This is a genomic window from Citrobacter sp. RHB35-C21 (assembly GCF_013816515.1).
In the GTDB taxonomy this organism is placed as follows: domain Bacteria; phylum Pseudomonadota; class Gammaproteobacteria; order Enterobacterales; family Enterobacteriaceae; genus Citrobacter; species Citrobacter braakii.
Map to the genome: position 1 here is coordinate 1,312,254 of NZ_CP057147.1, position 13,739 is coordinate 1,325,992.

General features: G+C 54.8%; 5 protein-coding genes. 2 read left to right on the top strand and 3 right to left on the bottom strand.

Going from position 1 to position 13,739, the window contains the following annotated elements; genetic code table 11:
- Positions 1–51: 51 nt before the first annotated feature.
- The gene (locus tag HVZ39_RS06330) at positions 52–11,304 is read right to left on the bottom strand and encodes a BapA/Bap/LapF family large adhesin (protein WP_181633355.1); all 11,253 of its coding nucleotides are present in this window, start codon (positions 11,302–11,304) and stop codon (positions 52–54) included.
- Between the two features lie 586 nt (positions 11,305–11,890).
- A complete protein-coding gene (gene smpB / locus HVZ39_RS06335) occupies positions 11,891–12,373 on the bottom strand; it encodes an SsrA-binding protein SmpB (protein WP_003031211.1) in 483 nt (160 codons plus the stop codon).
- Between the two features lie 154 nt (positions 12,374–12,527).
- On the opposite strand from smpB, the gene ratA reads away from it, so the two are divergent.
- Together ratA and HVZ39_RS06345 are read left to right on the top strand one after the other, a co-directional pair.
- A complete protein-coding gene (gene ratA, locus HVZ39_RS06340; RefSeq protein WP_003031213.1) occupies positions 12,528–12,971 on the top strand; it encodes a type II toxin-antitoxin system toxin RatA in 444 nt (147 codons plus the stop codon).
- Positions 12,955–13,251 carry an RnfH family protein gene (locus HVZ39_RS06345; protein WP_003839823.1) on the top strand — a complete coding sequence of 99 codons (297 nt, stop codon included), beginning with the start codon at positions 12,955–12,957 and terminating at the stop codon, positions 13,249–13,251. Before ratA ends, HVZ39_RS06345 begins: the two co-directional genes overlap by 17 nt.
- 50 nt (positions 13,252–13,301) lie before the next feature.
- Here HVZ39_RS06345 and bamE read toward each other — a convergent pair whose 3' ends face one another.
- Positions 13,302–13,646: an outer membrane protein assembly factor BamE gene (bamE, locus tag HVZ39_RS06350; RefSeq protein WP_003826401.1), complete on the bottom strand. Its 345-nt coding sequence runs from the start codon at positions 13,644–13,646 to the stop codon at positions 13,302–13,304.
- Between the last annotated feature and the right edge of the window lie 93 nt (positions 13,647–13,739).

Consider the following 13,739-nt stretch of genomic DNA (forward strand, 5'->3'; position numbering starts at 1 on the left):
GTCATGGCATCCGGGGCTGTAGTTATGGCGCTTTAACGTTATGCGTTAGCTTCAGGGCACAATGTGATTTTGTTGCACCAGCTCATCGAGCGTGGTGTGTACGTTCTCCAGCGTTATGAGATTGATTGAGTGCCAGGTGTTGCCGGTACCGTCGCGGTCGATGGCAATCACCGTGTTGTTACCGTTGGTGGTCACGGTGAGGTAGTTGCCGAGCGTAGCGTTCTGCCCGTTCCAGCCCACCAGCAGGTCGCCGATATCGATTTTGTCACCCTGGGCCAGCGAGAAGTTGGTCCAGGTATCGGTAGGTCCAACGCCAACATTGCCAACGTTACCACCGGTAGCGTCGTTGGCGTTGAGCAGGTGATAAATCAGCGTATCGCCGTAGACACTGCCGGTAAAACGATCGGCATCCACGGTGCTTACAACCTGCGGATTCATGTTGATGGTCAACGTAGCGGTATCGGTATGCCCATTCTGATCGTTTAGGGTGTAAGTAAATGTCTCTTTGGTGAGGATGGTGGAAAGTGAGACATCGCTGTTGAGGGCGTAGGTGTAATGACCATCAATGCCAATGGTCAGTTTGCCGTACAGTCCATTAATGATGGCGCTGGTCGTGCTGCTCAGCGGATCCAGCGTGGCGGTGCTACCACCCGTGCCGTTCACCGTCAGCAAGGTATGCACGCTGGCAATATGGTCCCCATCATAAATGTTGCCGGCGACGCTGTTTGCCGCGGACGTTTCGACGTTCTGCAGGTCGATTATCGTGCCTTTCACGCTAGGGGTGATGGTGATATTCCCCAGCCCTAAAGCCCCGACGCTGCCGGTGTAGTCGAGTCGATAGTTACCGGGGTGCAACATGATCCCCAGGGCAATATCGATATTGCCGCCAATAAGCAATCCACCGTTGAATGAGTTACTGGCAACCTTGACGTTGTTGCTGTCATACAGCGCCCAGGTGACGGTCAGTCCGCCCAGCGTCAGACCTGAAGCAACGTTAAAATGCAGTATGGCGTTTTGCACCGCCGTTCCCGTCGCGACCTCAATGACGCCAGTGCCATTTTGTGAGGTGGGAGAAAGGAGTTGGGCGTTCCAACTGGCGTTCCCGACGCTGTTGTCAGCAAACAATCTGGAGGTGTCCGCCTGCGTGGTGACTGCCATCGTGCTACTGATGTCATTTACGGCGTCCAACGGCTGCGGCGTTGGTTTGATATTCAGCGAGGCGCTGCCGGTATCGCCGTTTGGTGCTCTGACCTTATACACGAAGCTGTCCGGGGTGTTGATACCGTCTGCACCCAGTCCGCTTCTTAGCGTGTAGGTGTAGTTCCCCTTCGCATCGATAGTCAGCGTGCCGTACTGCCCATTAATAGTGGTAGTGCCCGTCCCGTTAACGACAATACCGTTTACTTCGGTGATAACGGTATTGGCCGGAGCCGAGTCGTTGACCAGCAGATTGCCATTGGTTGTCGCACTCATGCTGTCGACGGCGTAGGTGTGATCGGCCTGAATATTCAGGGTATAGCTGGTCAGCAGCGTCAGGCCGCCGGAAGCGTTAAGCAGGAACAGATAATCGCCACCCGGTAGCGTAATGGTATACGCTGACGAACTTCCGCCCAGTAGGGCAGTGACCCAGTTTGGCTGTACCCGGTACTGCTCATACTGCTGAATTGACTCGTTGAAGCGATAAACATAGAGATCGAAGCCGCCAAGCGTCACGCCGAGAACATTCGCCTGTACGGTCAGCGTGCGGGTTGCGCCATCGTCAACGTTGAACTTAATCGGGTTAGTCAGACCGTTGACCAGACTGACGTCCAGCACATTGCCGAGTCCGACGCTGGCGAGCGTGAAGCCGGTTTGTTGTGATGGCAAGTGGTCAACCGCGATGACCTGCGTTCCGTAAGTCAGCACTGCTGCATCGTCTGCCGCGGTTACCGTGCTGGTGGTTGGAGCCTGACCGAGCGTTACCACCAGTTTTGCCGAGGAGTGATCGCTGCCATGCGTCAGCGTGTAGGTGAAGCTTTCGGAGCGCCCATACACCGAGATTGACGTATTGGTCAGGGTATAGGTGTAGCTACCGTTCTGATTGATATGCAGGATGCCGTATTTCCCCTGCACATCAATGCCGCCCGCCGGGATATTCACGACGTTGCCGTTACCGTCGGTGATGGAGGTGACCAACGTGCCGGAAGGCGCATTATCCTGCCCGTTGGCGGGATCGGTATCCGTGATGATGTTCCCGGATTCCGTGGTACCGCCGATGATGGTCCCTGCGCTGGCTTTTACCACCGAGACATCAAGGCTGGTGTATGCCCCGGTCGCCAGCAGGTTGGTGTTGTAACTGACCACGCGGTAATCACCGCCAGTCAGCCCGCCGTAATTGAGCGTTACGCCCGAGGCGCCCAGGGTGAGCAAGCTGGCAAAGTCTGATTTACCGGTATCCACCACCGTTACCCAGGCATTCAGCGAGGTGTCAAAGCGTTGGATGACGATCTCCAGCGTGTTTAACAGCGACAGCACCACGCCGGTCGCGGCGGCATTGATCGTAATGGACCCGCTGCCGCCAGAAGCGATGCTGAAATTAACGCTTGCCGTATCGTTCCCCAGCACGTTGGCGACATTCCCCAACGCATTAACCAGCAGGAAACCATAATCGCTTTGATGATCGGTGCTGACGATGACATCGGTTTGCAGCGGCAGACTGGTGACATTGTCTTCAGCCAGCAGCGGTAATACCGGTGCGATAGCGCTTGTCGGCGATGAGGTATTGCCCGCCGCATCGGTCGCTGTGGCGGACAGCGACTGACCTTCAATCTGGCGAACCGGCAGGTTGACGCTGTAGACACCGCTGCTGTTGGCGATTGCCGTCACGCTGGTGCCGCCGGGCAGGGAGATAGTGACCGTGCTTCCCGCTTCGGCGACGCCGCTGACGGTGCCGCCATCGGCGCTGATCAGTATCGTTGGCGCGGTCGGTGGCGTGGTGTCCACAATCACGCTGAACGAGCTGGACAACCCGCTTGCGCCGTTGGCGTTTGTTGCAGTGGCGGTAAACGCGTGGTTACCTTCGCTGAGCGCCCCGGATGGGGTAAAGCTCCAGATCCCGTTACCGTCTGCGGTCGTGGTGCCCATTAGCACGCCGTTGTTGTACAGGCTGACGATGGCGTTAGCCTGCGCCGTTCCGTTGAGCGTTGGCAGCGTATCATTGGTGGTTTTGCCCGCCGCGACGGGCCCCGTGATCGTACCGACGTCATCAAGTACGCTGGCAATAACCGGCGCAGGCGGTACGCCAGTAAACGGTGCCAGAACGTTACCCGCCGTGCCGATGTTGCCTGCGGCATCCTGGGCGCTGACCTGCAGCGTTTGCCCACTGATTTGCGGTGGGTTCAGCGTGAAGGTGAAATTACCGGAGGCGTTGGCGGTTGCCGTGCCGAGCACCGTTCCACCGCTGGAGGTAATAATGACCGTGCTGTTTGGCTCGGCAACGCCGGTGAGCGTGGTACCGTTGGCGTTTACCGCCAGCCCTGTAGGAATGCCCGGGGCGACGGTATCGACCACGATCGCTGCCGCAGACGATATGCCACTGGTATTACCCGCACTGTCCGTTGCGGTGATGGTAAAGGAGTGAGTACCTTGTGCCAGCGCGGTGGTTGGAGTGTAACTCCAGTTACCGCTGCCGTCCGCCGTCACGCTGATGACAAAGCTGCCGTTATCGTAAATATCGACCCGCGCGTTGGCTTCTGTGGTGCCGTTTAATGTTGGGCGTGCGTCGTTGGTTGGCTGATTAGCGCCAATCGCCCCGGTGTTTGGCCCGACGTCGTCAATAATGCTGCTGATTGAAGGCTGCGTCGGCGCCGTGGTATCGACCACCACGCTAAAGCCTGCCGTCGCACTGCTGGTGTTGCCCGCCGCATCAGTCGCGGTGACGGTGAAGGTGTGCGATCCATTCGTCAGCGGCGTAGTTGGGGTAAACGACCAACTGTTATTACTTTGCACCAGCGCCGTACCCAGCAGGGTGCTTCCATCATAGATGCTGACGGTGCTGCCTGCCTCGGCGGTACCGTTCAGCGTCGGGCGCGCATCGTTGGTCAGTTGTCCGTTGTTGAGCGCCGCATTGAACACGCCGCCTGCGATATCATCCACCACTGAGACCAGCAGCGGGGCGGATGGCGCAATGGTGTCGACATTAATAATAAACCCGCCGGAGGTAGGACTTACGTTTCCGGCGGCATCGGTGGCGATAGCGGTAAACACATGCTGACCGTTACCCAGCGCGGCAGGCAGATATTCCCAGGTGCCGTCTATCGCCGCAGTTACCGTTGCCAGCAGTGTGCCATTATCGTAGATGGCTACCCGGGCACCGGCTTCCGCCGAGCCGTTGAGTACGGGACGGGTGTCGTTGGTAAAGGCCCCGCTCGACAGCGTTCCGGTTCCCGGTAGCACGTCATCAAAAGCCTGGATAATCGTTGGCGCAAGCGGGGCGACGGTATCAACAACGATGTTAAATCCAGCGGACGTGAGGCTGACGTTTCCGGCAGCGTCGGTGGCTGTCACTGTCAGCGCGTGGTTACCGTTGCCAAGCTCGGTTCCTGGCGTGAAGCTCCAGGCGCCCGTGCCATCCGCTGAGGTAAAGCCGATAAACGATCCGTTATCGTAAACTCTTACCGTGGAATTGGCTTCAGCCGTGCCGCTAAGCGTCGGGAGTGGATCGTTCGTGGCCTGACCGTTGTTCAGATTACCGATCAGCGGGCCGACATCATCTGCAACCTGAGTAATCGCTGGCGTACCAGGCAACACGGTATCCACGATAAGCGTGAAGCTATTGGATGGCTGGCTGGTATTACCGGCGCTGTCGGTGGCGGTGGCGGTCAGCGTATGCGGGCCGTTACTGAGTGCATCCGTTGGGGTTAAGCTCCAGGTGCCGTTAGCCCCAACGGTGGTGGTGCCGATGGGCTGACCATCGCTCAGGACGGTAATGGTCGCGCCAATTTCACCGGTGCCGCTCAGGGCCGGACGGGATTCATTCGTGGTCTGCCCGTTGGTTATCGGGCCTGTTGTCGGTGCGGTGCTGTCCTGAACTGAGCTGATGACTGGGATTGACGGGGCAACTGAGTCCAGCTCAATAGTAAACGATGATGATACTCCGCCGGAGTTACCTGCCTGATCGGTGGCAACGGTGGTGAATATATGTTGTCCCTGTCCCAGCGGTGCATCCGGTGTGAAGCGCCAGTTGCCTGACTCGTCCACCTGCGCTGTACCGATGGCGACGCCGTTATCAAGGATCGTGATGATGGTGCCGATCTCGCCTTTGCCGTTCAGCGTAGGCTGCGCATCGTTTGTCAGTTGTCCGTTAGCCAGTGTTGTATTGCCGGGCTGATCGTCAATTACGGAGGTAATGGTCGGTGCCGCTGGCGGCAGCGTGTCGACGACAACCACAAACGGCGGCGTTGCCGGGCTGATATTGCCCGCGGCATCTGTGACGGTGGCAGTCAGCGAGTGGCTGCCTTCACCGAGAGCAGGCGCAGGCGTAAAGCTCCAGTTGCCGTTTTCATCGCTGATGGTTGTGCCGATGACCGCCCCGTTATCGCGGATGGTAACAAGCGAATCCGCCTCGGTAACGCCAGCAAGCGTTGGGGTATTATCGTTGGTCAACTGCCCGGAGGTTAGGATTTGGGTTGTACCAACGTTGTCTGTGACTGTCACAATAGAGGGGGCATTCGGCACCAGGGTATCGACAATGATCTGGAAATCACCGGATGGATCTCCCTGGTTGCCTGCGGCATCTGTTGCGCGAGCGGTAAAGATATGGTCGCCTTCTCCCAGCGGAGCGGTCGGGGTAAAACTCCAGAATCCGTTGCTGTTTACCGTGGTAGTGGCATAAGCGATGCCATTATCGTAAAGGGTGATGGTTGCCCCCGCTTCGCCGGTTCCGTTAAACGTCGGGCGTGAATCGTTGGTAATTTGCCCTTTATCCAACGATCCGGTGCCGGGGGCAATATCGTCAATAATGCTGGTGATAGTTGGCACCTGCGGGGGCGTGGTGTCGATGGTGATTGCGTAGTTGGGCGACAGACCACTTGGGGTACCGTCCACCGTTTGTGAAACCGTGAAGTTATAGGTAATGCCGTTAGTCAGCGCAGTGGGTAGCTGATAACTCCATGCGCCAGACACGGCATCGGCGGTTACCGTGGCGATGAATGCGCCATTTTGATAGATAGTCACCGATGCCCCAGCAGTGGCCGTCCCTTGCAGCAGCGGTAAGGTGTCGTTGGTGGTTTTACCGTTGCCAATCACCCCCATGATGGGCGCGATGTCATCAACGATCTCAAGAGTCGGTGGATGCGGAACGCTGGAGGTAGCGGCGTTAAACGTTGTCGGATCGCTTTGATTTCCGGCGGTATCCTGAGCGATGGCGTTGAGCGCCTGACCGGTTGTTTGCGCTGGCGAAATGGTGACAGAGAAGTTACCAGAACCGTCTGCCACCCCCTGGCCGAGAATGGTGTTACCGCTGCGAATAATCACGGTGCTGCCGGCATCGGCCGTACCGCTTACCAGCGTCCCGTTAGGATCTACGCTGGTAACCGTAGGCGTTGCAGGCGGCAGGGTATCGACAATCAACGTCAGCGGGTTATCTGCAGCCAGTGAGTTACCTGCAGCATCCACTGCGCCGAACGTCAGTGTGTGAGTGACGTTCGGCGTGAGGGGAACATCCACACTCCAGGTGCCGTTAGCAGCAACCGTAGCCGTAGCAATTGCGACGGGATTATTGCCATCGAAAATTAACACCGTACTGCCCGGTGTGCCGGTCCCGCTAATGGTCGGGGAGGTATCGTCCGTGACGCTGCCACTGGTTAGCGAACCGGTAAAGATTCCAACGTTATCCTGAATATCCGTTACCTGCGGCAACGTCAGCTTCGTGTTGTTAACCGTAAACGAAATGCTGTTTGAATTGTCGCTGATGTTACCTGCCGGATCGGTTGCGGTGGCGCTTAACGTGTAGCTTCCATTCGCCAGCGCAGTCCCTGGCGTAATACTCCAGGTTCCGCCAGCCACCGTTGTAGTACCGATCACCGTCCCCCCGTTATACAGGGTGATGGTATCCCCGTCTGTGCCAGTACCGCGAATGGTTGGCGTGGTGTCATCAGTCACGGCATCTGGCGCAAGGTCGCCCGTGGCGTCACCGACATTATCGTTGGCGGCGATAATCACCGGAGGTGCAGACGGCGTCGTGTCGATGTTCAGTGTTATGGCGTTAGATGGCAGGCTGACGTTGCCTGCTGGATCGGTTGCGGTGAGAGTTACCTGATAACTACCAGGAGCAACCGGTGCTGACGGAGTGAAGCTCCAGGTACCGTCTGCACCTACTGTTGCTGTTCCCTGCAATGGGGGAGTACCAGCAAGATAGAGGGTAATCAGATCCCCGACGTTCCCCGTGCCGCTAAAAGTTGGCGTGGTGTCATTGGTGTTGCCATTAGTGACCACACCCGTTACCGGAGCCACATCGTCGGTAATGATTGGCGCGGCTGGTTGTGCGGGAGGCGTATTGTCTACTGTCAGAGTAAAGCTTGCCGACGGGATCCCCGTGTTGCCTGCAACGTCAGTCGCCGTGGCGGTGAATTTATGCGGCCCGTCGGCGAGTGAGGTTGGGGTAAATGTCCAGGTGCCGTCTGGCTGTACGGTGACGGTGCCAATAGAACCGCCATTATCATAAATCGTAATCTTCGCGCCGGGCTCGCCGGTTCCGGAGAGTTCGGGATTCGAGCTCTTGGTACTGCTGCCGTTACTCAGCGTTTGTAGATTTGTCCCAATCAGACCTTCTGCAGAGCTGATAACCGGGGCAACTGGTGGGGTGGTATCAATCGTCAGCGTAAAGTTCCCTGCATTGCTGGCGTTGCCTGCAGCGTCCGTGGCGATAGCGGATAAATTGTGTGCGCCTTCACTGAGCGGTTGGCTGAGTTGAATACTCCAGGTGCCGGCGGGTAAAACCGTTGTGCTGCCAATTGGCGTGGAACCCTCATAGAGGGTGATTGTAGAACCGGCTATTCCGGTTCCTTTCAGCTCTGGTAAGGTATCGTTTGAACGGCTTCCGGAAAGCAGATCGAACGGCGCATTCCCAACGTCGTCGGTGGCAGCCAAAATGACAGGATCGCCTGGCGGTTGAGTATCTACGGTAACGCTGACCACTGTGGGTGAGGTGATGACATTACCGGCGGCATCGGTTGCCGATACCGTAAACTGATGAGTGCGATCGCTGAGCACCTGATTTCCCGGAACGGTATAGCTCCAGGTGCCTGAACTGTCGACAAGAATAACCGTCATCAACAGACTGCCATCGTACAGGCTCACCAGTGAACCTGGTTCACCGGTACCCGAGAGGGTTGGCGTGTTATCGTTGGTGACCCAACCGTTATTTGCAACGTTGCCCGTAATGCTGCCAACATCATCGTTAACCAACGTTATTACTGGAACGGTTGGGGCGATGCTATCGACAATAATTTTCCAACTGGCGGCGCTGCTGGTGTTGTTGGCAGCGTCTGTTGCCGTCACCGTAAATACGTGCGCGCCCTGGCCTAGTGCTGCGGTGGGCGTATAGTTCCAGTTACCGTTGTTATCAGCGTTAACGGTCGCAAGCAGGGTGCCATTATCATAAATTTTGACCCGCGAACCTGCTTCGGCGATGCCTTCAATTTTCGGTTTATCGTCGTTGGTTAACCCATTGTTATTGATGGGGCCAGTGAAATCGTCAACATCATCAGTAACGGCAATAATAACTGGCTGGTTTGGTGCAGTGATATCCGGAGCCAACGCGGAGGTAGGCTGACTCTCGTTATTGCTGCTGTCCGTTGCGGTGACTTTTACCGTTTCGCCGTTCTTTTGCGACGGCGCTATAGACACGGTGAAATTGCCGCCGCTGTCAGCCTGGCCTATGCCAATCGGGTTACCGTTGCTGTCTTTAACGGTGACGGTGCTTCCCGCTTCAGCATGTCCGCTTACAGAACCGCCGTCTCCGGCGACGGTGACGCCGGTTGGCGCATCAGGTGCCGTGGTGTCCGGTGCGGTGACAGAAGCGTTGTCGCCCTTGTTACCTGCGGTGTCGGTCGCATTTGCCGTAAGGGTCTCGCCGTTGGTTTGCGGCGGAACCAGCGTTGCGGTGAAATCCCCATCCGTATCGGCAGTTGCCGTACCAATGATATTGCCATCTGGATCCAGAATATTGACCGTACTGTTGGGTTCGGCCTTGCCGGTGACCTGGTCGCCAGTGCCATTAACTAGCAGGTTTGTTGGGGGCTGTGGCGCGGTAATGTCTGGTGCAAGCGCCGTTTCTGGCAGGCTTGGGTTTCCTGCCGGATCGGTTGCGATGGCTTCAATGGTTTCGCCATTGGTCTGCGGCGGGTTAATGATAATGGTAAATGAGCCATCCGTTCCGGCGACGCCGCTGCCGATCTGAGTTCCGCCACTGCCGGTGATAACCACGGTATTGCCCGGCTCGGCCGTCCCGGTAACAACAGTGCCATCGGCAGATACGTTCAGATCGTCCGGCGCTGACGGTGGTTGTGTGTCGATGCTGATATTGAACGCTGGTGACATACCTCCTGTACCTGACTGGTTTGTCGCGGTGGCGGTGAAGGCGTGTAGCTCATCTGATAACGGGGAGCTGGAAGTCCATGTCCAGTTACCGTTACCGTCAGCCAGTACGCTGTCGATAATTGTGCCGTTGTCGTAAATAGTCACCGTGCTGTTGGCGTCTGCGGTACCTGAGAGCGTAGGCGTTTGGTCGTTGGTGGCCTGATTATTGCTCAATGGTCCGGTTGAGGGTGCAAAATCATCCATTATGCTGACGATAACGGGCACGCCCGGGTAGCCAGAATTGGTGGCATTGAAAGAGGTATCTGGCCCGATGTTGCCTGCCTGGTCCTGAATTTTCGCGATCAGCGCTTCACCGTGCGTCTGTGAGGGCGAAATCGCGATGACGAAATTGCCGGTTTGACCGACCGTTGTTGAACCCAAAACCTGATTATTACTGCCGATGATAATGACCAGACTTCCCGCCTCAGCGCTACCGGTTACCGTTGTACCTTCCGGATTAACGGAGGAAATGACTGCGGCTGCAGGCGGGGTGGTATCAACGGTGAATGTCGGCACGCGCGTTTCCGCGCTCACGTTACCTGTGGCGTCAGTTTGCGTCAGCGTCAGATTGTGAACACCATCGCTGAGCGGAATGTCCGGTGTAAATGTCCAGTTCCCATTGTCATCCACCCAGACCATGCCGATCAGAATGCCGTTATCAGAAATGCTGATGAAACTACCTACTTCGCCTGTACCAGTGAGCGTCGGCGTAGCATCGTCGGTTACGCCGTTATTGGCGATAAAGCCGGTAATGGAACCGACATTGTCGGTTTCCTGAGTGACCACGGGGGCGTCGGGGGCAAGCGAATCGACAATAATTTCCCAACTGTCCGACATGCCGCTGCTGCCAGCACCGTTTGAAGCGCTGACGGTAAACTGGTGTGTGCCGTCTGCCAGAGGAGAGGATGGCGTAAACGACCAGTTGCCGTTGGCATCGATTGTGACCTGGCCTATTTCGACGCCGTTATCAAAAATATGTAATGTGGCATTCGCGGGGCCGATGCCCTGGAGTGTCGGCGTATTATCGTTGGTGGATTCCTGCTGATTGACAGGGCCAGTAATCAGGTCCTGGTTATCGATTATGCTGGTGATAACGGGGACGTCTGGCCTGTTAGGAGTTGTCGTTGGCGGTGTGCCGCCATCACCGTCACCGTCACCGTCACCATTACCGTTACCTTCGCCGTTGCCGCCGTTGCCATTGCCGCCGCTACCATTGCCGTTCCCGGCATTACCGTTTCCAGCGTTATTATCACTCCCACCGCCGCCGCCACCACCACCACCCGCAGCGAGGCCAATCCCGCCAGCGACAGCGATCCCGCCAAGAACCCACGGCCAGACGGCGCCGCCTTCATGACTGCCTTCGGCCGTCATCAGCGGTGTGAGATCGTCCAGGTGCTGGAAATGGAATGCTCCGTCAGTATCCTGAACCCACCACAGTGCGCCATTACTGTCTTCCAGAACAAGTTGGTTTTGCGCTTCGCCTTTTCCGAGGTAGAAATTTTTAATGGTGATGGTTTCACCTGAGCGGAGTGTGACAACCAGATCCTGATTAACGCGCGTGAGTTGACTCACCTCCTCACGCGACACAGACAGTTTCACGATAGAAGGTGAACTGAGCGTAATTTCAGCGGCTTCAACATTTGTGGAAACGCCAGTTAATTTTGATACAACGGCGAGTAGACGCATATGTTCACTCCTGATGGCATGCCGGGAGTATTAATCCGCAACAGCGCGCTGGGAAAATGAGCAGACAGGGGCTCCGTTCATCATAAAGATGAATTTACACATGTAATTTCATTGATTAGATTAGGTCACATAGATGTTAGTTTATTGATTAAATACGTCCGGGCCCTTTCGGCTGAATAGTTCTTTCGTATTAGATGATATAGTCAGAAAGAAAGTATTCTGCAACTTATCCATATTAAAAAAGTAATTAGTCATTTGAAAAGGATACTTTCCAGTTTGCTTTTAACGATTGTTTTTATGGTAACTAATTGTATTTAAATATGTTTGTTTTTATTGAAATGAACATCAATATAATAAACAACAGTAATAATAGTGTTATTAAATAAATGGAAATATGAATGCTATGGTCTTGAACTTTTATATTATTGGACTATAGACCGCAACGGTAATGACAGGGGGGTTATTTCATATCTGAACGATTCAGCATAAATAAACTATAAATTCGGTGAATGTATTGTGTGGGTTTCGATAACTAAAAAATAAGAACCAGTCTCAGGAGGAGAGACTGGTCACAGGGGAGTAGCATTTAGCGGCCAGCATTTTTCATGATACGCGCTTTATCTAACTGCCATTCGCGTTCTTTCACATCAGAGCGCTTGTCGTGCTGTTTCTTACCTTTCGCAACGCCAATTTTCACTTTGCACCAGGCATTCTTCCAGTACAACGAAAGCGCAACGACGGTATAACCATCACGATTCATACGACCATACAGGGAGTCGAGTTCACGCTGGTTTAACAACAGTTTACGGGTTCGGGTTGGGTCGCATACCACGTGTGTTGAGGCCACCGCCATTGGCGTGAAGTTGGCGCCAAACAGGAACGCTTCGCCGTCTTTGAGTATGACATAGCTGTCGCCGATGTTGGCTTTACCCGCGCGCAGGGATTTTACTTCCCAACCTTGCAGGGCGAGTCCTGCTTCGAACTCTTCTTCAATAAAGTATTCGTGTCGTGCGCGCTTGTTTAGCGCGATTGTGGCTGAGCCAGGTTTGTGTGCTTTTTTCTTCGTCATAATGCCGCTCAGTATAGGTAATCTGGAATCGAAAAACACCCCATTTCATCCAGCGGGGCGCAAGGCGCTATCTTAGCACGAGTTAGGCTATAGCGTTTTTTTTAGCGGGTGATAAATGGTATTATTTGTGTGATTGATATTGATGGGAATTGTTATGCCTCAGATTAGCCGGACCGCTTTAGTACCCTACAGTGCGGAACAGATGTATCAGCTAGTGAATGATGTTAAGTCCTATCCTCAGTTTTTGCCGGGTTGCACCGGTAGCCGCGTACTGGAGTCGACTCCGGGACAAATGACGGCTGCTGTGGATGTCTCGAAAGCAGGGATCAGCAAAACGTTCACCACGCGCAATCAACTGACCAGTAATCAGAGCATTCTGATGCATCTGGTCGATGGGCCGTTCAAGAAACTGATTGGCGGCTGGAAGTTTACGCCACTGAGTCATGAAGCGTGTCGTATTGAATTTCACCTCGATTTTGAGTTCACCAATAAGTTAATCGAGCTGGCGTTTGGCCGTATTTTTAAAGAACTGGCTTCAAATATGGTGCAGGCCTTCACGGTTCGCGCGAAAGAGGTTTACAGTGTCAGCGTCGGCTAAAATTGTTGTTGAAGTGGCGTACGCGCTACCCGAGAAACAGTATTTACAGCGCGTAACGCTGCAGCAGGGAGCAACGGTGGAAGAGGCTATCCGCGCTTCCGGGCTGCTGGAATTACGTACCGATATCGATCTCAGTAAAAATAAAGTGGGTATCTACAGCCGTCCGGTAAAGCTTGCTGATGTTCTGCATGACGGCGATCGGGTGGAAATTTACCGGCCACTGATTGCTGACCCAAAAGAGCTGCGCAGACAGCGAGCAGAGAAATCCGCTAAAAAGTAACAAACAATAAAAAAGGTGCTCATTGAGCACCTTTTTTTGATCTCTCAAACCTACTTGTTATCGGTCAAAGCGGGTTTGTTATCAATGTTGGTCAATACGCCGCTGCTGTTAAAGGTCAGCGTCAGCGTTTGCTGGGTTACGCCTTCATGTCCAGGTTGCTGACGGAACACATAAAACCAGGTGTTAGTGCCAAAAGGATCGGACATCATTGGTGTACCCAGAGCATAAGCAACCTGCTGTTGCGTCATACCCGTGCGCACTTTAGCGACATCGGTAGGTGTCAGATAATTTCCCTGGTTGATGTCAGGGCGGTAAACCACTCGCTCCAGAGTGGAACAGCCTGCAGTCAACATCAGTAGTACTGCTGCAGCAGCAGTCAGCGTTTTACAGCGCATAGTGATTTGATTCCTTTTCGGGCCCGAGCAGTACGCGGCTCATATGTAATATGCCGATGATAATAGACCTTTCACCACTTTAAAACCTTTTGC